Here is a 23390-nt window from a genome sequence, read left to right as displayed (position 1 = left end):
GTGGTCGCGGCGGCACGTCCCGCGCTCGCGGCGCTGGCCCTGCTCGCCCTCGCGGGGTGCGCCGCGCCCGACGGCCCGACGACGGCCGCCCCGCCGACGCGTGAGGCCGTCGTCCTCGCCCCGGCCGACCTGTCGGGCACGGCGAGCGACCTCGGGCTCGAGGCGCACGAGGCGCCGCAGGACGACGTCGGCCTCGCGCGGCTGTGCGCCGGGGAGGCCGACGTCGTGGTGGCCGGCCGCACCGCGACCGCGGCCGAGCGGGAGCGGTGCGCGTCCGTCGGCCTCGACGTCGTCGAGCTGCAGGTCGCGGCCGGCGCCGACGTGCTCGCCGTCGGACCGCTGACCGACACCCCCGACTGCCTCGGCCTCGCGCAGGCCCGCGCCGTCCTCGCCGGCGACGCGACCCGCTGGAGCCAGCTCGACGCCGGCCTCGCCGACGCACCGCTCGCGACGACCGGCACGCGGACGGCGCTCACCGGTCCCGCCGACGACGTCGCGGCCGCCCGGCGGCTGCCCGCCCTCGAGACCGAGCTGGGCGACCTCGAGGCGCAGGTGCGCGCGGGCTGGGATGCGTGGGCCGCCGCCGACCGGACGACGCGGCCCGCCGTCCGCGAGCAGGTCGACGCGCTGCGCACCCGCCGCAACCAGGTCGAGGCCGACCTGGCCGACGCCGGCGCCGCGCGCGACCGGCTGGCGCCGACGCTGGGTCGCCTCGGCGTGCTCGGCCCGGCCGACCTCGACCCGCCGACCAGCCGGCCCCCGGACGGCGTCCGGCTGCTGGCCGTCGACGGCGGCGCGGGGTGCGTCGCCCCCGACGAGGCGAGCGTGACCGACGGTCGCTACCCGCTGACCCGTCCCGTGCTGCTCGTCACGACCACGCGGGCGCTCGGGCGCCCGGCCGTGCGGGGGCGGCTGCTCGACGCCGTGCGGCGCGTGCCGTCGGCGGCCGCCGCGCACGACCTGCTGCCGGCCCCGGCCGACCGCCTCGCCGCCGCCCTCGACGTGCTCGACGCCGCCACGCCCGCCGAGCCACCCCCGGTCGAGCGCCCCGTGTGGTGACGGCGTCCCAGAGGTCCTAGAGGTCCTAGAGGTCCTGGAGGTCCTGGAGGTCCTGGAGGTCCTGGAGGTCCTGGCGGTCGGCGGCGTCCAGGGCGCGCTCGACGAAGCCGACGACGGGCACGGCGCCGGAGCGGACGTCGGCGACCGGCGTCCAGGCGACGGCGTCGGTGGTGCCGTCGGGCTCGACGACGAGGTCGGCGTCGGGCGCCACGGCGGCGGCGAAGACCAGGCCCACCGTCTGCACCTCCTCGTCGCGGCCGTGGGGGGCGGTGCCGTGCACCGTCTCGGTGCCCACGGTCAGCAGCCCGCCCACCTCGCACGGCGCACCGGTCTCCTCGGCCACCTCGCGGGCGAGCGCGGCCTCGGGCGCCTCGCCGAACTCGACGCCGCCGCCGGGCAGCGACCAGCGGCCGGTGTGGAAGCCGCGCGGCGAGATGCGGGTCAGCAGCACCTCGGGCCCCTCGCTCCCGTCGCGGCGGGCGAGGGCGTAGGCGGCGACGCGCTGCAGCCGGAAGGGCCGGTAGACGTCGAGCGCCTCCTTGACCAGCGAGACCGTCGGCACGGTGCCGTCGAGCACCTCGGCGATCGGCCGCCAGGCGGCCTCGACGGTCGAGCCGTCGACCTCGACCACCCGCGGCTCGGGCGCGTCGACCGGCACCCAGCCGTCGTAGACGATGCGCAGCGAGTGGGCGTCGACGCGGCGGCCGCGCCGCCACGTGTCGGGCAGGTGCAGCGAGAAGGTGCGCGCGGTCGGCCCGATCGAGACGTCGAGCCCGGTCTCCTCGTGCACCTCGCGGACGACGGCGTCGCGCGGGTCCTCGCCGTGGTCGAGCCCGCCGCCGGGCAGCGTCCACAGCTCGTGGCGGGCGATGCGGGGCGCCAGGCGGCTCAGCAGGATGTGGCCGTCACGCACGATCACCGCGTAGGCGGCGACGCGCTGCACCCGGCTCGGCATGGCCTCCACCCTAGAGAGCGGCATTCGCCAGGCCGGGACCCCAGGTCGGGTCGATCGCCGACCGCGGCATCCGGTCGAGCTCGAACGAGGCCGCCCGCTCGACCGCGTCGCCGCCGAGGTGCGCCGGGTGCCACGGCGCCCACTCCCCCGGCCGCGGCTGGTGCTCGGGCAGGCGCTGCAGCTGCTCCAGGCCGGCGTGCAGCCGGGCGCCGAGCGCCCGCGTGGCGGTGGCGAGGTCGGCGTCCGGCGCCACGGTCATCGGCTCGCCGATGCGGACGTCGACGGTGCGGCCCCGGGTCAGCACCGGCTTCGGGAACGGCGCGTCGAGGGCGCGCTTCTGCGGCCACAGCCGCTGCCCGCCCCACACCGTCACCGGCACCAGCGGCGCGCCGGTCTCGCGGGCCAGCGCGACGGCGCCCGGCATCAGCGCCCGCACCACATACGCCGCCGAGATGCCGGCCTCGGGGAAGACGCAGACCACCTCGCCCGCGCCCAGCAGGCGCCGGGCCGTGAGGTACGCCGCCGCCGGCGTCTCGCGGTCGACCGGCACGTGCCGCATCGCGTCGAGGGCCGGCCCGGCCGGGGAGTCCCAGATGTCGGCGCGGCACATGAACCGCACCAGCCGGCGCCGGCCGAGCAGCGCGCGGCCGACGAAGACGAAGTCGGGGAACGAGACGTGGTTGCTGGCCAGCACCACCGGCCCGGACGACGGCAGCCGCTCCGCACCCGACGAGCGCACCGTCAGGTCGAGCGCGCGCAGGGCGACCCGACCCGCGGCGATCGCCGCGCGGTAGGTCAGGTCGGCGCCCACACCCGGTGTTCGGAGCCGGTCAGGCGAACGGCGGCCGGGCGTCGCGCGCGACCGAACGGCGTCCGGCGAAGCGCCACACGCGGGCGGCGCGGTCGCGGTCGTCGTCGGTGACCAGGTTGCCCATCCAGCGCAGCGCGAGGGTCATCAACAGGTCGGAGCGCATGCCGATCGGGCCGAGCCGCGGCAGCACCCACGGCGTGAGCACCAGGCCGGCCAGGCGGCGCGCGATCGAGAACGACTCGCCGTAGTGCTGCGCGAGCAGCGCCGGCCAGGCGTCGGTGAGGTCGGCGGTGCCGTCGCCGAGCAGGTCGGCGAGCAGCCGGCCGCCCTCGAGCCCGTAGTCGATGCCCTCGCCGTTGAGCGGGTTCACGCACGCGGCGGCGTCGCCGACCAGCGCCCAGTTGCGGCCGGCGACGTGGCTGACCGCACCGCCCATCGGCAGCAGCGCGGACGTCGGCATCCGCAGCTCGCCGGTGAGGGCGAGGTCGTCGCGCACCGACGCGGCGTAGGTCGCCATCAGCGGCTTGATGGCGACGTCGGCGGGGCGCTTGGCGGTGGCCAGGGTGCCGGCGCCGAGGTTGACCGAGCCGTTGCCCAGTGGGAAGACCCAGCCGTAGCCCGTCACGATCTCGCCGCGCTCGTCGCGCAGCTCGAGGTGGCTGCTGATCCACGGGTCGTCGCTGCGGTCGGAGTCGACGTAGGTGCGCCCGGCCACCGCGTAGACGGTGTCGCGGTGCCACTCGCGGCCCAGCTTCTTGCCCAGCGGCGAGCGGACGCCGTCGGCCACCACGAGCCGGTTGCAGGCGATCTCCCGGGTGGTGCCGCCCTCGCCCTTGAAGACGACGGCGGCCACGCGGTCGCCGTCCATGCGGACGTCGACCGCGCGCTCGCCGTCGACCGCGGTCGCGCCGCTCTTGACCGCCGTGGTGCGCAGGTGGTCGTCGAGCTCGGTGCGGGCCACCGCACTGCCCCAGTCGGGCAGCGTGCCGCCGGGCCAGCGCAGGTGCAGCGTCTGGCCGAAGCCGTGGGCGCGCAGGCCGTGGTTGACGGTGTGGGCACGCAGCCAGTCGGCGAGGCCGAGGCGCTCGAGCTCGCCGATGGCGCGCGGGGTGAGGCCGTCGCCGCAGGTCTTGTCGCGGGGGAAGACCGCCGCGTCGACCAGGGTCGTCTGCAGGCCCGCACGCGCCGTCCACGCCGCCGTGGCCGAGCCCGCGGGCCCGGCGCCGACGACGAGGACGTCGGTGTCGGGTCCGGACTGGTTCACGTCCCCATTCTTCCAGGGGCTCCCCCACCCCCCGGTGTCGGTCGGGGGGTGGGCCCACGCGCTCAGCCCGCCGCGAACGCCTGGTGGCTGAGCAGGTGCACGTCGGCGTTGGTGCAGACGTCGGTGCGATGCCGCACGAAGAGCGCGTGCGTCTCGTCGGGCAGGTAGAGCCTGAAACCGTCGACCTCGGTCGCGCCGCACCCGCCCTCGTCGTAGGCGCCGGTGCTGGCCTCGCGCACCTCGCTGGAGGCGACGCCGTCCGGCGGCAGCACGATGCGCGTCACCGGGGTGCCGGGGTCGCGGTCGGCCGCGGCGCCCACCTGCTGGCCGTCGCCCTCACCGACGTACGACAGGCCGCCGTAGCCCTGCACGAAGCACGGGGCGCCGCTGGTGTTGAGCACCGCGAGGCTGCCGATGCGGCTGCCCGCGCCGGAGTCGAGGTGGGCGAAGGAGGCCCGCACGTCGGACGCCGTGCACTCCGGCACGACCGGCTCGACCGGCGCAGACGCCGTCGGGGACGGCGACGCCGGGGTGGCGGACGACGCGCTGGCGCTCGGCTCCGTCGGGGCCGCCGGGGCTGTGGACGGCGACGCGGACGTCGTCGGGGCCGGCTCGCCGCCGGCGGTCGCGGCGGGGTCGTCGTCCCCGCAGGCGCTGACGCCGAGCCCGATGCCGACGACGAGCACCCCGGCGGCCAGCACGCGGGAGGTGGTCGTGAACCGCATGACGGCCCCGCTCAGGCGTGCCGGTAGGGGCGCTGGTGCAGCAGGTGCACCGCGTCGCTGCGGCAGCCGGTGGTCGGGTGGGGCACGTACTGCGAGCGGGTCTCGTTGGGCACGTAGACCCGCAGCCCGTCGACCTTCTCGGGCCGGCACGTGCCGCGGGGGTAGTTCTGCGCGGTTCCCTCCGCGATCAGGCTCGTGGCCCGCTGGCCGGGCTGCAGCACCACGGTGCGGACGGCGCCGGGCCGCTCGCGCACGGCCGGCGCCCCGACCTGGGTGCCGTCGCCGCCGCCGACGTAGGAGACCCCGCCGTACCCGCCGGTGCGGCAGGCGTGGTCGGAGACGTTGGTCAGCCGGATGACGCCGTACTCGGTGCCCGCGGCCCCGCCGCGGGGACGGTAGCTCGCCCTCAGGTCGCCGTTGTCGCACTGCGGCACCCGGGCGTGCGTGGACGTCGTGCTCGCGGCGCTGGTGGCCACGGCCAGGGCGGGGGACGTCGTCCCCGCGACCACGACCGGCACACCGGCCACCGCGACGACGGCCGCCACGGCCACGCCACGGGCCAGGCCTCGGCCCAGGCCCCTGGTTCGGTTCGAGATGGTGCGCATGGCACTCCCTCCTTCTGTGCTCCGCGACCCCTCCCCACGAGGAGCCGACAGAAGGTGAGACAGACGCACCGCCCCCGGAGTTGCCGTGCGCACCTGAGAATCCGCTGACCCGTCAGACATGTCTGACGGGTCACGGTGAAAACGACGCTGACCCGTCGGACATGTCCGACGGGTCAGCGTGCGAGGTGACTCAGTTCTGGTAGGAGCCGAAGTCGAAGTCGTCGAGAGCGACGGCCTGCGACCCGGTGCCACTGAACTCGTAGTCGTAGCTGTCGTAGCCGGTGACCGAGTAGGCCGCGGCGCGGGCCTCCTCGGTGGGCTCGACCCGGATGTTGCGGTAGCGCTCCAGTCCGGTGCCCGCCGGGATCAGCTTGCCGATGATCACGTTCTCCTTCAGGCCACGCAGGCTGTCGGAGCGACCGTGGATCGCGGCGTCGGTGAGCACCCGGGTGGTCTCCTGGAACGAGGCGGCCGAGAGCCACGACTCGGTGGCCAGCGAGGCCTTCGTGATGCCCATGAGCACCGGACGACCCGAGGCCGGCTTGCCGCCCTCGGAGACGACGCGACGGTTCTCCTCCTCGAACAGCACGCGGTCGACCAGGTCGGACGGCAGCAGGTTGGTCTCACCCGACTCGATCACCGTGACCCGGCGCAGCATCTGCCGCACGATGATCTCGATGTGCTTGTCGTGGATCGCCACGCCCTGGCTGCGGTAGACCGCCTGGACCTCGTCGACGAGGTGCTCCTGCGCCTTGCGGACGCCGAGGATGCGCAGCACGTCCTGGGGCGACTCGGTGCCCACGATCAGCTTCTGGCCGACCTCGACGTGGTCGCCGTCGGCCACGAGCAGCCGCGAACGCTTCGAGACGGGGTACTCCTGCACCTCCGAGCCGTCGTCGGGGGTGACCAGCAGCTTGCGGGTCTTGTCGGTCTCGTCGATCTCGACGCGACCGGCGGCCTCCGAGATCGGCGCCAGGCCCTTCGGCACGCGGGCCTCGAACAGCTCGACGACGCGGGGCAGACCCTGCGTGATGTCGTCGGCCGCGGCCGAGCCACCGGTGTGGAAGGTACGCATGGTCAGCTGCGTGCCGGGCTCACCGATCGACTGGGCGGCGATGATGCCGACCGCCTCGCCGATGTCGACGAGCTTGCCGGTGGCCAGCGAGCGGCCGTAGCACTTGGCACAGGTGCCGGTGCGGGCGTCGCAGGTCAGCACGGAGCGGACCTTGACCGTCTCGACGCCGGCGGCGATCAGCTCGCCGATCTTGACGTCGCCGAGGTCGCCGCCCGCCTCGACCAGCACCTCGCCGGACTCGGGGTGGGTGACCTCGGTGGCCGCGGACCGGGCGTAGGCCGCGGTCTCGGCGTTCTCGTCCTTGCGGACGACGCCGTCCTCGCCGCGCACGCCGATCACCTTGGGCAGACCGCGCTCGGTGCCGCAGTCGTCCTCACGGATGATCACGTCCTGCGAGACGTCGACCAGACGACGGGTCAGGTAGCCCGAGTCGGCCGTGCGGAGCGCCGTGTCGGCCAGACCCTTGCGGGCACCGTGCGTGGCGATGAAGTACTCCAGGACGGTCAGGCCCTCGCGGAAGTTCGACTTGATCGGCCGCGGGATGATCTCGCCCTTGGGGTTGGCCACCAGGCCACGCATGGCCGCGACCTGCCGGATCTGGTTCATGTTTCCGGACGCGCCCGAGTCGACCATCATGTAGATCGGGTTGGTGCGGGAGAAGTTCTTCTCCATCGCCTCGCCGACCTGCTTGGACGCCTCGGTCCAGATCTCGATGAGCTCCTGACGGCGCTCGTCGTCGGTGACCAGGCCGCGCTCGAACTGCTTCTGCACCTTGGCGGCGTCGCTCTCGTACTTGGAGAGGATCTCGGCCTTGTCGTCGGGCGTGGTGACGTCGTCGATCGAGACGGTCACGCCCGAGTGGGTGGCCCAGTAGAAGCCGGTGTCCTTCAGGGCGTCGAGCGAGGCGGCGACCTCGACCTTGCTGTAGCGCTCGGCGAGGTCGTTGACGATCGCGCCGAGAGCCTTCTTGCCCACCTCGTAGTTCACGAAGGGGTAGTCGGCCGGCAGCGTGTCGTTGAACAGCGTGCGGCCCAGTGTGGTCTCGAGGATGACCGAGGTGGCCTCCTCCTCGGTGCTGACCTCGAGCGGCGGGACGACGTCGGTCAGCCGCACCTTGATCGGGGTCTGCACCGAGATCTCGCCGCGGTCGAGGGCCATGATCGCCTCGGCCTGCGAGGAGAACGCCCGACCCTCGCCCGGGGCGCCGTCGCGCACCGAGGTGAGGAAGAACAGGCCGATGATCATGTCCTGGCTGGGCATGGTGACCGGGCGGCCGTCGGACGGCTTGAGGATGTTGTTGGTCGAGAGCATCAGGATCCGCGCCTCGGCCTGGGCCTCGGCCGACAGCGGCAGGTGCACCGCCATCTGGTCACCGTCGAAGTCGGCGTTGAACGCGCCGCAGACGAGCGGGTGGATCTGGATGGCCTTGCCCTCGATCAGCTGCGGCTCGAAGGCCTGGATGCCGAGGCGGTGCAGCGTGGGTGCGCGGTTGAGCAGCACCGGGTGCTCGGTGATGACCTCCTCGAGCACGTCCCAGACCTCGGGGCGCACGGCCCGCTCGACCATGCGCTTGGCCGACTTGATGTTCTGGGCGTGGGAGAGGTCGACGAGCCGCTTCATCACGAACGGCTTGAACAGCTCGATCGCCATCGTCTTCGGCAGACCGCACTGGTGCAGCTTCAGCTGCGGGCCCGAGACGATCACCGAGCGACCCGAGTAGTCGACGCGCTTGCCGAGCAGGTTCTGGCGGAACCGGCCCTGCTTGCCCTTGAGCATGTCGGACAGCGACTTCAGCGGGCGGTTGCCCGGGCCGGTGACCGGCCGGCCGCGGCGGCCGTTGTCGAACAGCGAGTCGACGGCCTCCTGCAGCATCCGCTTCTCGTTGTTGACGATGATCTCGGGCGCGCCGAGGTCGAGCAGCCGCTTGAGGCGGTTGTTGCGGTTGATGACGCGGCGGTACAGGTCGTTGAGGTCGGACGTCGCGAAGCGGCCACCGTCGAGCTGGACCATCGGGCGCAGGTCGGGCGGGATGACCGGGACGGCGTCCAGCACCATGCCCTGCGGCTTGTTGCCGGTCTTGCGGAACGCGTCGACGACCTTGAGGCGCTTGAGGGCGCGGACCTTCTTCTGGCCCTTGCCGGTGGCGATGGTCTCGCGCAGCGACTCGACCTCGGCCTCGATGTCGAAGCCCTCGAGGCGCTTCTGGATCGCCGTGGCGCCCATGTGGCCCTCGAAGTACTTGCCGAACCAGTTCTTCATCTCGCGGTAGAGCAGCTCGTCGCCCATGAGGTCCTGGACCTTGAGGGTGCGGAAGGTGTCCCACACCTCCTGCAGGCGGTCGAGCTCGCGCTGCGCACGGTCGCGCAGCTGCTTCATCTCGCGCTCGGCACCGTCGCGCACCTTGCGGCGCTGGTCGGCCTTGGCGCCCTCGGCCTCGAGCGCGGCGAGGTCCTCCTCGAGCTTCTTGGTGCGGTCCTCCAGCGAGCCGTCACGACGGCGCTCGAGCATCTCCCGCTGCTGGCCGACCTTGGCCTCGAGCGAGGTCAGGTCGCGGTGGCGGGCGTCCTCGTCGACCGAGGTGATCATGTAGGCGGCGAAGTAGATGACCTTCTCGAGGTCCTTCGGCGCCAGGTCGAGCAGGTAGCCCAGGCGCGAGGGGACGCCCTTGAAGTACCAGATGTGGGTCACCGGAGCGGCGAGCTCGATGTGGCCCATGCGCTCGCGGCGCACCTTGGATCGGGTCACCTCGACGCCGCAGCGCTCGCAGATGATGCCCTTGAAGCGCACGCGCTTGTACTTGCCGCAGTAGCACTCCCAGTCCCGGGTGGGACCGAAGATCTTCTCGCAGAAGAGGCCGTCACGCTCGGGCTTGAGCGTGCGGTAGTTGATCGTCTCCGGCTTCTTGACCTCGCCGTGGCTCCACTGGCGGATGTCCTCCGCGGTGGCCAGGCCGATCTTGAGCTGGTCGAAGAAGTTCACGTCGAGCACGGTGGCTGCAACCCTTCGTAGTACTGAAGAAAGAAGTAAGTAGGGGGGCGGAGGCCGGCGCCCCGTCGCGGTCGAGCCGGACGGGGCGCCGGGTCTCACACCTCTTCGACCGAGCTGGGCTCGCGGCGGGACAGGTCGATGCCGAGCTCCTCGGCGGCGCGGAAGACGTCCTCCTCCGCGTCACGCAGCTCGATCTGCGAACCGTCCTGGCTGAGCACCTCGACGTTCAGGCACAGCGACTGCATCTCCTTGACGAGCACCTTGAACGACTCCGGGATGCCGGAGTCGGGGATGTTCTCGCCCTTGACGATCGCCTCGTAGACCTTCACGCGGCCCGGGACGTCGTCGGACTTGATCGTCAGCAGCTCCTGCAGGGCGTAGGCGGCGCCGTAGGCCTCCATCGCCCAGACCTCCATCTCGCCGAACCGCTGGCCGCCGAACTGGGCCTTACCGCCCAGGGGCTGCTGCGTGATCATCGAGTAGGGGCCGGTCGAGCGCGCGTGGATCTTGTCGTCGACGAGGTGGTGCAGCTTGAGGATGTACATGTAGCCGACGGCCACCGGGTCGGGGAACGGGTCGCCGGAGCGGCCGTCGAACAGCGAGGCCTTGCCGTCCTCCTTGACCATGCGGACGCCGTCGCGGTTGGGCCGCGTGGCACCCAGCAGGCCGGTCAGCTCGTCCTCGCGCGCACCGTCGAAGACCGGGGTCGCGACGTTGGTGTTCGGCTCGGCCTTGTCGGCGTGGATGTCGATGAGCCGCTGCTTCCAGTCGGCCTTCGAGGTGTCGTCGGCGAGGTCGAGGTCCCAGCCCTGCTTGGCCAGCCAGCCGAGGTGCAGCTCGAGGATCTGGCCGATGTTCATGCGGCGCGGGACGCCGAGCGGGTTGAGCACCACGTCGACCGGGGTGCCGTCCTCCATGAACGGCATGTCCTCGATCGGCAGGATCTTGGCGATGACGCCCTTGTTGCCGTGGCGTCCGGCGAGCTTGTCGCCGACCGAGATCTTGCGCTTCTGGGCGACGTAGACGCGCACCAGCTGGTTGACGCCCGGGGGCAGCTCGTCGCCGTCCTCGCGGTCGAAGACGCGGACGCCGATGACCGTGCCGGACTCACCGTGAGGCACCTTCATCGAGGTGTCGCGCACCTCGCGCGCCTTCTCGCCGAAGATCGCGCGCAGCAGCCGCTCCTCGGGGGTCAGCTCGGTCTCGCCCTTGGGCGTGACCTTGCCGACCAGGATGTCGCCGGTCGAGACCTCGGCGCCGATGCGGATGATGCCGCGCTCGTCGAGGTCGGCCAGCATCTCCTCGGAGACGTTGGGGATGTCGCGGGTGATCTCCTCGGGGCCCAGCTTGGTGTCGCGGGCGTCGACCTCGTGCTCCTCGATGTGGATCGAGGTGAGGATGTCCTCCTGCACCAGGCGCTGGCTGAGGATGATCGCGTCCTCGTAGTTGTGGCCCTGCCACGGCATGAAGGCGACGAGCAGGTTGGTGCCCAGCGCGATCTCGGCCTCGTCGGTGCAGGGGCCGTCGGCGATCGGCGAGCCGACCTCGACGCGGTCGCCCTCGGCCACCAGCGGGCGCTGGTTGATGCAGGTGCCCTGGTTGGAGCGACGGAACTTGGCCAGCTTGTAGGTGGTGTAGGTGCCGTCGTCGTTGGCGGTCTCGACCAGGTCGGCCGAGACCTCCTTGACCACGCCGGCGTGGTCGGCGACGACCACGTCACCGGCGTCGACGGCGGCGCGGTACTCCATGCCGGTGCCGACCAGGGGCGCGTCGCTCTTGATGAGCGGCACGGCCTGGCGCTGCATGTTGGCGCCCATGAGCGCGCGGTTGGCGTCGTCGTGCTCGAGGAACGGGATGAGCGCGGTGGCGACCGAGACCATCTGGCGCGGCGAGACGTCGACGTAGTCGACCTCCTCGGCCGGGACCTCGGAGACCTCGCCGTCGCGCTGGCGCACCAGCACCCGCTCGTCGGTGAAGCGACCCTGGTCGTCGACGGTGGCGTTGGCCTGCGCGATGACGTAGCGGTCCTCGTCGTCGGCGGTCAGGTAGTCGACCTGGTCGGTGATGACGCCCTTCTCGACCTTGCGGTAGGGGGTCTCGACGAAGCCGAACGGGTTGATGCGCCCGTAGGTCGCCAGCGAGCCGATCAGACCGATGTTCGGACCCTCGGGGGTCTCGATCGGGCACATGCGGCCGTAGTGGCTCGGGTGGACGTCGCGGACCTCCATGCCCGCGCGGTCACGCGAGAGACCACCGGGGCCGAGCGCGTTGAGCCGGCGCTTGTGCGTCAGGCCCGCGATCGGGTTGGTCTGGTCCATGAACTGCGAGAGCTGCGAGGTGCCGAAGAACTCCTTCAGCGCCGCGACGACGGGGCGGATGTTGATCAGCGACTGCGGCGTGATCGCCTCGACGTCCTGGGTCGTCATCCGCTCGCGGACGACGCGCTCCATGCGCGCGAGACCGGTGCGCAGCTGGTTCTGGATCAGCTCGCCCACGGTGCGCATGCGGCGGTTGCCGAAGTGGTCGATGTCGTCGGGGCCGACCTCGATGGTGCCGCCCGGCGCCTCGATGTCCTCGCGGCCGTCGTGCAGGCTCACGATGTAGCGGATCGCGTTGACCACGTCGGAGATGGTCAGCGTCTGCTGGTCGAAGGCCTCGGTGAGACCGAGCTTCTTGTTGATCTTGTAGCGGCCGACCTTCGCGAGGTCGTAGCGCTTGGGGTTGAAGTAGTAGTTCTTCAGCAGCGTCAGCGCGGCCTCGCGCGTGGGCGGCTCGCCCGGGCGCAGCTTGCGGTAGATGTCGAGCAGCGCGTCGTCGGGACCCTGGGTGTGGTCCTTCTCCTCGGTGAGCTGGATCGACTCGAACTGGCGCAGGTCGGCCATGACGGCCTCGTAGTCGTACTCCTCGCCGGTGTCCTCGGCGATGGCCTGCAGGGCCTTGAGCAGCACGGTGATGTTCTGCTTGCGCTTGCGGTCGAGGCGGACGCCGACCATGTCGCGCTTGTCGATCTCGAACTCGAGCCAGGCGCCGCGCGAGGGGATCAGGCGGGCGGTGTAGACGTCCTTGTCGGAGGTCTTGTCGGCCGAGCGCTCGAAGTAGACGCCGGGGCTGCGCACCAGCTGGGAGACCACGACACGCTCGGTGCCGTTGATCACGAAGGTGCCCTTGGGGGTCATCAGGGGGAAGTCGCCCATGAAGACCGTCTGGCCCTTGATCTCGCCGGTGTCGTTGTTGGTGAACTCGGCGGAGACGTAGAGCGGGGCGGAGTAGGTGAAGTCCTTCTCCTTGCACTCGTCGACCGAGTACTTGGGGTCGTAGAAGACCGGGTTCTCGAACGAGAGCGACATGGTCTCGGAGAAGTCCTCGATCGGCGAGATCTCCTCGAAGATCTCGGTCAGACCGGACTTGCGGGACACGTCGTCGCCGGCGGCGAGACGACGCTCGACCACGGCGTCCCACCGCTCGTTGCCGACCAGCCAGTCGAAGCTGTCGGTCTGCAGGGAGAGGAGCTGGGGAACCTCGAGTGGTTCGTCGATCTTCGCGAACGAGACGCGGTTGGCGGTGCGGGTGGAGCTGGAAGCAGAGGTGCTGCGCGCGGCCAAGAGGGATCCTTCGACGTCAGAGCCGGTGAAAGCGGCCCGTCCACCACGACATCGCCACCGGGTAGGCAGATGCGCATCTGAGGGCAGGCGCAAAGCGCTACATTACACGACTCGGAGGCGCACGCCAACCACAGCGTGCGTCGACTCGACGAGCGTGCACCGATGATGACCCCACCGTCGGCGCCGGGTCAAGCACCCACGCCCGCCCGGCGGGCGTTCTGTGGACGACGGCGCCCGGCAGCGCCCGGGCCGTGACGGGTCAGCCGCCGTCGCAGGCCGCGCCGACGCCCGGCGTGCGGGGCACCGCGATGATGCAGCCGACGCGCCAGCTGCCGTCGGTCTCGTCGGTCATCCGCAGGATGACCTGGTCCTCGGAGATGAAGCTGCGCTGGATGTTCGTGGTGGGCCGGTCGACGAACAGCAGCACGTCGACGATGCCGCGCCCGGTGCCCGAGATGCCCGAGGCGACCGGCTCGACCTGCACGATCGTCTGGGTGCGCGGGGCGTTCTCGCGGATAGCGGCGAACAGCTGGCGGTACTCCTCGGCGAACTCGGGCGTCATCACCGCCACCGCCGCCTGCTCGGCCTCGTCGAGGCGGCGGTAGTCGTAGGCCAGCACCGGCACGACGGCGCTCTCGGCGGCGCGGCGGGCGGCGTCGACCGCGACCGCGTCGGGCAGGCCGTCGGCGTCGGTGCCGCCGGCGTCGCCCGAGGGCTGGTCGTCGGAGCCCTGGCTCGTCGACCCGGCGGCCGGCTCCTCCCCGCCGCGGGTCACCGCGACCACGCAGGCCACGACCAGGACGGCGGCGAGCAGCCCGAGCGCGACCACGAGCCACGGCCCGACGAACGCCGGGGCCGGCTCGTCGTCCTGCTCGGCGGCCGTGGCTGCAGGCTTGGCGGCAGGCGTGGCGGCGGGCTTCGTGACGGGCTGCTGGTCGGCGGGGTCGTCGCGCCGGACGGCCGGGGGCGCGGCGGGCGCGGCGGGCGCGGCGGCGGTCGGCGCGGCGGTCCGCGCGGCCGGTCGGTCGGCCGCGTCGGCGTCCTGCTCGTCGGCGGTGTCGTCGGTGTCGTCGGTGTCGTCGGGCTCGTCGTCCGCCTCGTCGCCGCCGCCCGCGAGGTCGGCGTCGTGCTCGGCGCGACGCTGCGGGTCGAGCAGCACCTCGGCGGCGCGGCTGCGCTGCCTGAACCGCCGGTCGGTGGGGTCGAGGTCGGCGATGGAGTCCTTCCAGGCCGCCCGGATCTCCTCCGGCGTGGCGTCGTGCTCGACGCCGAGGACGTCGTACCAGCTCGGGCTCACGAGCCGCTCCCCTCGCTCGGGCTGGCCGCGCCGCTCGGGCTGCCCGGCTCACTCGACGACTGGCCCGACGACCGGCCCGACGGCTGGCCCGACGGCTGGCCCGACGGCTGGCCGGACTGGCTCGGCCCGCCCGGCTGGTCGTCGGTCGGCGGGGCGGCGGGGTCCTCCTCGTCGTTCTCGGACGCGGGGGCGAAGTTGTCGACGAGCCACCGCTCCTCGACGCGCTGCAGCGAGACCCGGTAGCGGAACGGCTGCGCCTCGTAGACGACCCGGTCGTCGCCGGTGCCCTGCGGGTCGGGGTAGGACCCGGTGAAGGCGCCCGCGACCAGCACCGTCGCACTGTCGTCGCCCAACGACTCCAGGCCCGTGCCGTAGACCTCCACGACGCGGGCGTAGCCGGCGTCGGCGACGGCCTGCTCGGCCAGGGTCACCGACCGCTCGAACCCGACCCGGAACTGCGGGGTCATCAGGGAGCCGACGCGCTCGACGTAGTCGGGCATCCGGTTCTGGTCGTCGAGGTCGGCCGGGCCGTAGGTGTTGAAGCGCAGCACGAACTGCTGGGCCTGACCGGTGACGAGCGCGCGCGTGCGCGGGTCGTCGACGGTGACGCCGGCGCCACCGCCGTCCTCGCCGGCCGCCGGGCCGTCGGCCGAGACCTTCGAGAACAGGCCGTCGGTGCCGTGGGCGGCCAGCCGCACCCCGAGCAGCACCAGGCACGCGACCACCACGACACCGAGGACGGCGGCCAGCGCCGCCGACGTCGAGGTGCGCGAGCGCGTGGGGGTGCCTGTGCCTACCGACCCGTCATGGGTTCGAGGTACAGCCACTTCCACGACTCCCTTCCCAGTGAGGCCGGCGCCACCGTACCGGGCGTGGTCTCGGGCTCGTCGGTCTCGTCGGCCCAGGTGAGCTCGCCGGTCTCGGGGTCGTAGGCGGCCACGACCGGCGCCTGGTCGAGGCTGGTCGCCGGCCGGGGCGGCAGGTTCTGCGCGCCGCGGGCGTTGCTCTGGGTCGGCGGCTCGGTGCAGCGGGCGTCGACGTTCATGGGGCGGTTGCCGCCGTCCTGGGGCGGACGGCGGTCGGTGCCCTCGTAGCCCTGGTAGCAGGGCATCTTCGTGGAGATGATGGCGCCGAAGTGGGCGTCGTACAGGCCGGTGTCGGGCGACTTCGAGACCACGGTGAAGCCCCCCTCGACCACGTAGGGGTAGATGACGAAGACCTGCTGGATGCCGTTGAGGTTCTTCACCACCACGTTGCCGGTGGTGATGAGGTTGTTGATCAGCGAGCCCAGCTCGACGCGGTTGTCCTCGATCAGCCCGCGCAGCTGCCGGGCGCCGAAGGAGCCGTCGTCGAGCAGCTTGCGCAGGTCGGGGTCGGCGTCGGCCAGGCTCTCGCTGAACAGGGCCAGCTGCGAGGCGAACTGGCGCAGCGAGGTCTGCGAGGCCAGCTGGCCGCGGAGCACCACGTTGGCGTCCTCGATCAGCTTGGTGGTGGTCTCGAAGTTGGCGTCGGCGGTCTCGATGAAGGAGTTGCTGGTGTCGATGATCTGCTGCAGGTCCTCGCCGGTGCCGTCGAAGGCCTTGCCGAGCTCTTCGACGGTGGTGCGCAGCGCGTCCTGGTCGACCGAGCCGACCGTGGTGGCGAGGTCGGCCAGCAGTGTCTCGGTCTGGATCGGGGTGCGGGTGTTCTCGACCGGGATCTCCGAGCCCTCGCGCAGCGGCGGGCCGTCGTCGACCTGCGGCTGCAGCTCGACGTACTGCTCGCCGACCGCGGAGCGGTTGCCGACGAGCGCGATGGACTCGCGCGGGATGTCGTCCCACTCGTTGTCGATCTCGAGGACGACGTCGACGCCCTCGCGGGTCAGCTCGAGCCGGTCGACGGTGCCGATGCCGACGCCACGGTAGGTGACCTCGGCGCCGGCGAAGATGCCGCCGGCCTCGGCGAAGTGCGCGGTGACGGCGTAGGAGTCGTCGCGCACCAGCCGGTCGAGGCGGGCGTAGCGGGCGCCGACGTAGGCGACGCCGAGGATGGTGATGATCGCGAAGACCAGCAGCTGGACCTTGGTGCGACGGGTGATCATCGCGTCACCATCCCGGGCACGAGCAGGCTGACGAGGGCGGGGTCGTAGGCGGCCATCAGCTCGCCCATGGTCGGTCCGCGGCCGGACCGGGTGGTGGCGGGTGCGCCGCGGTTGAGCAGCCCGTCGCCGTCGCCCAGGCCGGGCAGGCCCGGCAGGTCGGGCAGCGGCAGGTCGGGCACGCCGGGGATCTCGGGCAGCGGCAGGTCGGGGCCCCCGTTGCCGTTGCCGTTGCCGTTGCCGTTGCCGTTGCCGTTCCCGTTCTCGCCGCACAGCGCGTTGCCGAGGCCGAGCGGGAGATCGATGCTCTCGCAGACGGCGTCGATGAGGCCCTGCGGCAGGTCCTGGCAGTTCTCGAGAGAGGGGTCGTCGGTGCACTCGCCGAGGGCGTCCTGCACCTCCTGGCACAGGTTCGGCAGGTCGATGATCTCCTCGATCGGGAGGTCGTCGGGGATCTCCTCCAGCGGCGTGCACGGCACGCCGGGCAGCGGCGGCAGGTCGTCGAGGTCGCTGAAGTCGAGCTCGAGCTCGACGGAGAGGTTGGTGTAGTCGCCCATGTGCAGGTTGCGCGCGACCTGCGGGTCGCGGCCGACCACCTCGTCGACGAAGGGGTAGGTCAGGATCACGCTGACGGAGTTCACGAGGTCGTCGCCGGAGTTGGCCAGCTGGTTCAGCGTCGGCTGCAGCTGCTCGAGGGTCTCGATGGTGTCGGCCTTCGAGCGCCGGATGACGCGCACGCCGACGTCGCCGAGCCGGTCGAGGGCGCCGAGCATCCGCACCAGGTCGTCGCGCTGGCGGTCGATCGAGAGCAGCGCGCTGGGCACCTCGTCGAGCGCCTTGTTGATGATCGGCTGCTGGCGGCGCACCTGCCGCGAGAGCGCGGTCAGCGACTCGATCGCGTCGAGGATGTCCTCCTTGTTCTGGTCGAGCTGGCCGACCAGGCTCGCGACCTGGGTGAGCACCGACTTGGCGGCGTCCTCGCGGCCCTCGAGGGCGGCGTTCAGCTCGGTGGCGATGGTCTTGACCTTCTGCAGGCCGCCGCCGTTGAGCAGCAGGCTGAGCGCGTTGAGCACCTCCTCGACCTCGCGGTTCGAGCCGGAGCGCTCGAGCGGGATGACGGCGTCGTCCTTCAACCGGCCGGTGGCCCCGGCGGCGGGCGCCTCGAGCGAGACGAACTTCTCGCCGAGCAGGCTGGTCTGGCGGATCTCGGCGATGGCGTTGGCGGGCAGCTCGGTGTCGCCGCGCAGCTCGATCTCGACCAGCGCGGTGTAGTCGTCGACCTCGATGCTGGTGACCTTGCCGACGCTGACGTCGTTGACCTTCACGCTCGACTGGGGCACCAGGTCGAGCACGTTCTCGAACTCGACGGTGACCGAGATCGGGTCGTCGCCGACGTCGGTGCCGCCGGGCAGCGGCAGCTCGTAGACGTCGAAGTCGCAGCCGCTGACGAGCAGGCAGCCGAGCAGCACCGCCACGAGGGCGCGCACCCGAGTGATCGGGCGAGTGCGGGGCCGGCCGCGGGTCATCGGTCGGCCTCCTCGGCGCCGGTCGGCGGGCGGGCCGCGGTGGGCGTCGGGGTGCCCAGCAGGCCGCCGAGGCTCGGGTCGGTCTCGACGTGCGAGCTCGACCCGGTGCCCGGGCCGAAGGTGGCCGCGCGCGGCAGCGGCAGCCCCTCGATGAGGTCGCACAGCCTGCCGTCGGAGTCGTTGGCGCTGACCAGCGCGCACAGCACGGCGGTGGGGTTGGTGCCGATCTCGCGGATCAGGTTGCCGAAGTTGGCGTTGGTGTCGAGGGTGCCGGTGTCGGGGTTGTAGGTCAGCTGCAGGTTGTTCAGCGCCAGCGGCGCGATGCGCAGCGTCTCGTCGAGCGCCGCGCGCTGCTTGACCAGCACCTTGGCCACCCGGTTCAGCCCCTTGATGTTCTTGCCGAGGATCTCGCGGTTGTCGCGCACGAACCCGCCGACCTCGTCGAGGGCGACGGCGAGGTTGCGCAGCGCCGCCACGAGCTCCTGCCGCTCGTCGGCCAGCAGCTGGGAGACCCGGCCGAGGGAGTCGTTGAACCCGCGCACCGTGGAGTCGTTCTCGGCGAGGGTGGTGATGAAGCGCTGCAGCTCGGCGGTCGAGCCGAACAGCTCCTCCTTGTTGTCGTCGAGGGTCTGGCTCAGGTCGCCGAACTTGTCGACGGCGATGTTGAAGTTCTCGCCCTGGCCGTCGAAGTTGGCCGCGGTGGTCCGCAGCAGGTCGGTCAGCGCGCCGGTGCTGTTGGCGCCCTGCGGGCCGAGCGCGACGGTCAGCCGGTCGAGGTTGGCGTAGATCTCGTCGAGCTCGAGCGGCACCTGGTTGTCGTTGGCCCCCAGGCGGGCGCCGTCGGCCAGCACCTTGTCGCCCCGGGTGTAGGCCGGCGTCAGCTGCACGTAGCGGTCGCCGACGATGGCCGGCGCCACGATGGCGGCACGCGCGTCGGCCGGGATCTTGATCTCGGGGTCGTAGCTCATCTCGACCCGCACGAGCACGCCCTCGGGCGTGATGGTGTCGATCTGCCCGACCGGGACGCCGAGCACCCGCACGTCGCTGCCCTCGTAGAGCGAGACGGTGCGCGGGAAGTAGGCGGTGGCGGTCTTGTCCTGCGCACGGTCGGTGAACATCACGACCGCGCCCGCGACCACCAGCATCACCAGGACCAGCGGCACCGCGGCCCGTTGCATCAGGCTCATCGGCCCGTCCCCCGTCCGAGGATCTGCGGCACCGGCGGCAAGTTCTGGATGTAGGTGTCGAACCAGGGGCCGTTGCCGAGGGTGTTGGCGAAGACGCGGTAGAACGGCGCCATCAGCCGCAGGCTGTTGTCGAGGTTGTCCTCGTTCTTGTTCAGCACCTGCAGCACCCGGTCGAGCTGCTCGAGCGCCGGCTTGAGGTCGTCGCGGCTCTGGCGCACCAGGGTGGTCAGCTCGGTGGAGAGCTCGCTGGTGGCGTCGAGCAGGGCACTGATCTGCGCACGACGGTCGAGCAGCGCCTCGAACAGGACGTCGGCGTCGCGCATCAGCTTCACGATGTCCTCGTCGCGGGCGTCGAGCACCGTCGAGACCCGCTTGAGGTTCACCAGCAGCGAGTTGATCTGGTCGTCGCGGGCCGCGAGGTTGGTCGAGAGCCGCGCCAGGCCGTCGAGCGCGCCGCGGAACTCCTCGGGCGTGTTGCGGGTCAGGTCGGCCAGCACCGAGAGCGACTGCGCGAGCTGGTCGGTGTCGATGCCCTCCTCGGTCTGGCCGTTGCCGATCGTCTCGGCGAGGCCCTCGAAGGCGTCGACGACGTTGTAGGGCTCGGTGGTGCGCTCGACGGGGATGGTCTCGCCCTCCTCCAGCTGGCCGCGGCCGGCCGGCTGCAGCTCGAGGTACATCGAGCCCAGCACCGTCTTGACCTTGATCGCGGCCCCGGTCTGCGGGCCGAAGTCGGCGTCGTCCTCGATGCGGAAGGTCACCTGCACCCGGTCCTCGTCGAGGGCGACCTCCTCGACCTTGCCGACGCGGACGCCGGCGATGCGCACCTCGTCGCCGGCCTCGAGGCCCGCGCTCTCCTCGAACTGGGCGTAGTAGGTGTCTCCCCCGCCGATCAGCGGCAGGTCCTGGGCGCGGAAGGCGGCCAGCAGCAGCATCGCCAGCACGACGATGCTGATCGCGCCGATGATCACGGGGTTGCGCTCGCGGAAGGGTTTCATCGCTGCCCCCGCGCCGTTGTTCGCCGAAGGAGCGCAGCGGGAGGAGCGGAGAACCGCGTGGGGTGAGGCCTCATCCGAGATCACACCTCTCGCCCTGGTCGAGCGGGACCTTCACCGGCAGCGTCAGCCCGGGCAGGCGGACCGTGCCCTTGAAGTCGCAGAGGTAGAAGTTGAACCAGGAGCCGTAGATCGCGGTGCGGCCGACCTTCTCCAGCTTGATCGGCAGCACCTGCAGCGCCCGGTCGAGCTCGCCCTTGCCGCGGTCGAGGTTCGCGGTGAGGCGGCGCAGCTGCTTGATGTCCTCGACGAACGGGGGCCGGATGTCGCCGACGAGGTCGGCGGTCTCGACCGAGAGCTGGGTGATCTGGTCGAAGGACGACAGGATCGCCTGCCGGTCGTTCTTCAGCCCGGCCACGAGCTGGCGGAAGTTCACGATGAGCGCCGAGAGCTGCTGGTCGCGGTCGGCGATGTTGTCGAGGACGGCGTCGAGGTTGGTCAGCAGGTCGCCGATGACGGCGTCGCGGTCGGCGAGGGTGTCGGTGAGGGACGCCGTGCTGCGCAGCAGCCCCTCGAGCGTGCCGCCCTCGCCCTGGAAGACCTGGATGACCTCGAAGGAGAGCTGGTTGACGTCGTCGGGCGAGAGCGCCTCGAACAGCGGCTTGAAGCCGTTGAACAGCCGGGTGAGGTCGAGCGCCTCCTCGGTGCGGTCGGCCGGGATGGTGTCCCCCTCGTCGAGCACCGTCACGTCGCCCTCGGTGACCCCCTGGCTGAGCGCGATGTAGCGCTGCCCGACCAGGTTGCGGTAGCGGATCTTGGCCTCCGTGGCGGTGGTGAGCTCGTTGCCCTCCTCGACGGTGAAGGTCACCTCGGCCTGCGTGCGGTCCTTGATCCGGATGTCCTTCACGCTGCCGACCTTCACGCCGGCGATGCGCACGTCGTCGCCCTTGATGACGCCGGTGACGTCCTCGAAGACCGCGGTGTACTCGCGCTCGTCGGAGAAGCTGATGTTGCCGATGACCACCACCAGCAGGCCGGTGGCCACCACGGTGACGACCATGAACACGCCCAGCTTGACCAGGGCGACGAGCGTCTTGGTGTCGAGCAGTCTCATCGCAGGCTCACCTCCGCGCCGCGCGCCATGGGCGCCAGCAGCAGCGGGCCGAGGTCGCTGACGTCGTCCGGCGCCACGCCCATGCCGGGGGCGAGCAGCTGCTTGTACAGGTCGCGCTCGGCGGGGCTGCCGGCGTAGCTCGACCCGTCTCGGATCATCCAGCCGGTCGCCACGCGCTGGGTGCCCTTGCCGGTGGGGCGGTCGACGCCGTCGTTGAAGTCGGGCACCCGCTTGACCGGGTTGTCCTGGCTCCACGGCGGGTTCGGCAGGTTCAGGCACGTGGCGGGACTGGTCTCGGCGACCCGCGGCTGGTCGTCGACGTCGTAGGGGCGCGGCTGGCGAGGCAGCGTCTCGAGCACGATGTGCAGCGTGTAGTTGCGGAACGCCTCGGCCTGGTACTTGCCGGCGGTCACGATGCCGCCCGTCAGGCACGGGAACTCGGTCGCGTAGCGGGAGATGACGCGCAGCTGGGCCACGTTGAGCTCGCCGAGCCGCACGATGTTGTCCTCGTTGTCGGCCAGGAAGGTGCGGGTGGTGTTCGCCAGCGAGGTGACGTCGCGCAGCAGGGTGCGCAGGTTCTTCTCCTTCTCCTCCAGCGTGCCGGTCGTGGTGACGGTGTTGTCGAGGATGGTCGCGACCTCGGGGAGGATCTCGGCGTAGACGTCGGAGACCTGGCCGGTCAGCCGGAGGTCCTCGATCAGCTCGGGGATGCGCGGGTTGAGCCGCTTGAGGTAGGCGTCGAGCGTCTCGAGGTTCTCGCCGATCGCCTCGCCCCGGCCCTCGAGCGCGGTGGCCAGGGCGGTGAGGGTCTTGTTGATGTCGGCCGGCCGCACGGCGACGAGCAGCGGGTAGAGGTCCTCCAGCACCGCCTCGACCTCGGTGGGCACCTGCGTCTTCTTGATGACGTCGCCCGCCGCCAGCGTGCCCTTCGGGTCCTTCGGCACCACGAGCGAGACGTACTTCTCGCCGAACAGCGTCTTGGGGACGATCGAGCCGGTGACGTTCTCGGGGATCTGGTCGATCTGGTCGGGGTAGATGCCGAGCGTGACCTCGGCGCCGCTCGCGTCGGCGTCGTAGTCGAGCACCTCGCCCACCAGCACGCCGCGGATCTTGATGTCGGCGCGCATCGGCAGCTGCAGGCCGATGGTGCTGGTCTGCAGCGTCACCTCCTCGTAGTCGGCGAACTTCTTGGTGAACACCGCGTAGACGAGGTAGACCGAGGTGACCAGCAGGGCCAGGAAGATCACGCCGAGCACGCGGGCGTGGAGCAGCACGCCCTTCATCCGGCCAACCTGACCGTCGTGGTCGTGCCCCAGATCGCCATCGAGAGGAACAGGTCGATGACGTTGACGGCGACGATGCTCGAGCGCACGGCGCGGCCCACCGCCACGCCCACGCCGGCCGGCCCGCCGGAGGCGTTGTAGCCGTAGTAGCAGTGGATGAGGATCACCACGACGGCGAAGACCAGCACCTTGCCGAAGGACCACAGCACGTCGCCGGGTGGCAGGAACTGGTTGAAGTAGTGGTCGTAGTTGCCGGTGCTCTGCCCGTAGAACTGCGTGACGACGAGGCGGCTCGCGACGTAGGACGACAGCAGGCCCACGACGTACAGCGGGATGATGGCGATCAGGCCGCCGACGATGCGGGTGGTCACCAGGAACTGCATCGAGGGGATGGCCATCACCTCGAGGGCGTCGACCTCCTCGGAGATGCGCATGGCGCCCAGCTGGGCGGTGAACCCGCACCCGACGGTGGCCGCGAGCGCGATGCCGCTCACGAGCGGGGCGATCTCGCGGGTGTTGAAGTAGGCCGAGACGAAGCCGGAGTAGGCCGCCGTCCCGAGCTGGTCGAGGGCCGCGTAGCCCGAGAGCCCCACCTGGGCCCCGGTGAAGAAGGTCATGCCGATGATGACGCCGACCGTGCCGCCGATGACCGCGAGCGCGCCCGAGCCGAGGGTGACCTCGGCCAGGATGCGCGCGATCTCCTTGGGGTAGCGGGTCACCGAGCGCGGGGTCGCCGCGAGCGCGCGGAGGTAGAACCGCAGCTGTCCGCCGAGGTCGTCGAGCGAGCTCAGGGGCTTCTCGTAGACCTGCTTCAGGTTCGCCATGTCGTC

General features: G+C 71.6%; 17 protein-coding genes. 1 reads left to right on the top strand and 16 read right to left on the bottom strand.

Translation table 11 applies throughout. The annotated features are described in order from the left end of the window. A complete protein-coding gene (locus ABEA04_RS06270; protein ID WP_345455786.1) occupies positions 1-1059 on the top strand; it encodes a PstS family phosphate ABC transporter substrate-binding protein in 1059 nt (352 codons plus the stop codon). 25 nt (positions 1060-1084) lie between these two features. Here ABEA04_RS06270 and ABEA04_RS06265 read toward each other — a convergent pair whose 3' ends face one another. The 16 genes from ABEA04_RS06265 to ABEA04_RS06190 all read right to left on the bottom strand — a co-directional run bounded on the left by ABEA04_RS06265 (position 1085) and on the right by ABEA04_RS06190 (position 23384). Beyond that, the gene (locus ABEA04_RS06265) at positions 1085-2014 is read right to left on the bottom strand and encodes an NUDIX domain-containing protein (protein ID WP_345455783.1); all 930 of its coding nucleotides are present in this window, start codon (positions 2012-2014) and stop codon (positions 1085-1087) included. A gap of 10 nt (positions 2015-2024) precedes the next feature. Continuing rightward, positions 2025-2825 carry a lysophospholipid acyltransferase family protein gene (locus ABEA04_RS06260; RefSeq protein WP_345455780.1) on the bottom strand — a complete coding sequence of 267 codons (801 nt, stop codon included), beginning with the start codon at positions 2823-2825 and terminating at the stop codon, positions 2025-2027. A 19-nt stretch (positions 2826-2844) separates the two neighbouring features. After that, complete coding sequence (locus ABEA04_RS06255) at positions 2845-4089, bottom strand: geranylgeranyl reductase family protein (RefSeq protein WP_345455777.1); 1245 nt, start codon at positions 4087-4089, stop codon at positions 2845-2847. A 62-nt stretch (positions 4090-4151) separates the two neighbouring features. After that, complete coding sequence (locus ABEA04_RS06250; RefSeq protein ID WP_345455774.1) at positions 4152-4814, bottom strand: DUF4232 domain-containing protein; 663 nt, start codon at positions 4812-4814, stop codon at positions 4152-4154. A gap of 11 nt (positions 4815-4825) precedes the next feature. Continuing rightward, positions 4826-5419: a DUF4232 domain-containing protein gene (locus ABEA04_RS06245; RefSeq protein WP_345455771.1), complete on the bottom strand. Its 594-nt coding sequence runs from the start codon at positions 5417-5419 to the stop codon at positions 4826-4828. A gap of 190 nt (positions 5420-5609) precedes the next feature. Next, positions 5610-9482 (bottom strand): DNA-directed RNA polymerase subunit beta', encoded by a 3873-nt coding sequence (locus ABEA04_RS06240; protein ID WP_345455768.1) that lies wholly within the window; start codon positions 9480-9482, stop codon positions 5610-5612. Positions 9483-9577: 95 nt separating this feature from the next. After that, complete coding sequence (gene rpoB / locus ABEA04_RS06235; RefSeq protein ID WP_345455765.1) at positions 9578-13084, bottom strand: DNA-directed RNA polymerase subunit beta; 3507 nt, start codon at positions 13082-13084, stop codon at positions 9578-9580. Positions 13085-13343: 259 nt separating this feature from the next. Beyond that, a complete protein-coding gene (locus ABEA04_RS06230) occupies positions 13344-14381 on the bottom strand; it encodes a J domain-containing protein (RefSeq protein WP_345455762.1) in 1038 nt (345 codons plus the stop codon). Beyond that, the gene (locus ABEA04_RS06225) at positions 14378-15109 is read right to left on the bottom strand and encodes a hypothetical protein (RefSeq protein ID WP_345455756.1); all 732 of its coding nucleotides are present in this window, start codon (positions 15107-15109) and stop codon (positions 14378-14380) included. The genes ABEA04_RS06230 and ABEA04_RS06225 overlap by 4 nt, the downstream gene beginning before the upstream one ends. A 65-nt stretch (positions 15110-15174) precedes the next feature. Then, positions 15175-16461 carry an MCE family protein gene (locus tag ABEA04_RS06220; RefSeq protein WP_345455753.1) on the bottom strand — a complete coding sequence of 429 codons (1287 nt, stop codon included), beginning with the start codon at positions 16459-16461 and terminating at the stop codon, positions 15175-15177. After that, positions 16458-17984 (bottom strand): MCE family protein, encoded by a 1527-nt coding sequence (locus tag ABEA04_RS06215; RefSeq protein ID WP_345455751.1) that lies wholly within the window; start codon positions 17982-17984, stop codon positions 16458-16460. Before ABEA04_RS06215 ends, ABEA04_RS06220 begins: the two co-directional genes overlap by 4 nt. Continuing rightward, positions 17981-19171, bottom strand: a complete 1191-nt coding sequence (locus ABEA04_RS06210; RefSeq protein ID WP_345455750.1) for an MCE family protein — start codon at positions 19169-19171, stop codon at positions 17981-17983. Before ABEA04_RS06210 ends, ABEA04_RS06215 begins: the two co-directional genes overlap by 4 nt. After that, on the bottom strand, positions 19168-20166 hold the full coding sequence (locus ABEA04_RS06205; RefSeq protein ID WP_345455748.1) for an MCE family protein: 999 nt from the start codon (positions 20164-20166) through the stop codon (positions 19168-19170). Before ABEA04_RS06205 ends, ABEA04_RS06210 begins: the two co-directional genes overlap by 4 nt. A 70-nt stretch (positions 20167-20236) precedes the next feature. Then, positions 20237-21277: an MCE family protein gene (locus tag ABEA04_RS06200; RefSeq protein ID WP_345455746.1), complete on the bottom strand. Its 1041-nt coding sequence runs from the start codon at positions 21275-21277 to the stop codon at positions 20237-20239. Continuing rightward, positions 21274-22560: an MCE family protein gene (locus tag ABEA04_RS06195; protein WP_345455743.1), complete on the bottom strand. Its 1287-nt coding sequence runs from the start codon at positions 22558-22560 to the stop codon at positions 21274-21276. Before ABEA04_RS06195 ends, ABEA04_RS06200 begins: the two co-directional genes overlap by 4 nt. Further along, positions 22557-23384: an MlaE family ABC transporter permease gene (locus tag ABEA04_RS06190; RefSeq protein WP_345455740.1), complete on the bottom strand. Its 828-nt coding sequence runs from the start codon at positions 23382-23384 to the stop codon at positions 22557-22559. Before ABEA04_RS06190 ends, ABEA04_RS06195 begins: the two co-directional genes overlap by 4 nt. Between the last annotated feature and the right edge of the window lie 6 nt (positions 23385-23390).

Source organism: Nocardioides marinquilinus (genome assembly GCF_039543705.1).
GTDB lineage: Bacteria > Actinomycetota > Actinomycetes > Propionibacteriales > Nocardioidaceae > Nocardioides > Nocardioides marinquilinus.
This window is presented reverse-complemented; position numbering and strand designations above follow the sequence as displayed.

Excerpts from the sequence above, each read along its gene's own strand:
- ABEA04_RS06265 (WP_345455783.1), bottom strand. The coding sequence starts at position 2,014 with ATGCCGAGCCGGGTGCAGCGCGTCGCCGCCTACGCGGTGATCGTGCGT.
- ABEA04_RS06250 (WP_345455774.1), bottom strand. The coding sequence starts at position 4,814 with ATGCGGTTCACGACCACCTCCCGCGTGCTGGCCGCCGGGGTGCTCGTC.
- ABEA04_RS06245 (WP_345455771.1), bottom strand. The coding sequence starts at position 5,419 with ATGCGCACCATCTCGAACCGAACCAGGGGCCTGGGCCGAGGCCTGGCC.
- ABEA04_RS06220 (WP_345455753.1), bottom strand. The coding sequence starts at position 16,461 with ATGATCACCCGTCGCACCAAGGTCCAGCTGCTGGTCTTCGCGATCATC.
- ABEA04_RS06215 (WP_345455751.1), bottom strand. The coding sequence starts at position 17,984 with ATGACCCGCGGCCGGCCCCGCACTCGCCCGATCACTCGGGTGCGCGCC.
- ABEA04_RS06210 (WP_345455750.1), bottom strand. The coding sequence starts at position 19,171 with ATGAGCCTGATGCAACGGGCCGCGGTGCCGCTGGTCCTGGTGATGCTG.
- ABEA04_RS06205 (WP_345455748.1), bottom strand. The coding sequence starts at position 20,166 with ATGAAACCCTTCCGCGAGCGCAACCCCGTGATCATCGGCGCGATCAGC.
- ABEA04_RS06200 (WP_345455746.1), bottom strand. The coding sequence starts at position 21,277 with ATGAGACTGCTCGACACCAAGACGCTCGTCGCCCTGGTCAAGCTGGGC.
- ABEA04_RS06195 (WP_345455743.1), bottom strand. The coding sequence starts at position 22,560 with ATGAAGGGCGTGCTGCTCCACGCCCGCGTGCTCGGCGTGATCTTCCTG.
- ABEA04_RS06190 (WP_345455740.1), bottom strand. The coding sequence starts at position 23,384 with ATGGCGAACCTGAAGCAGGTCTACGAGAAGCCCCTGAGCTCGCTCGAC.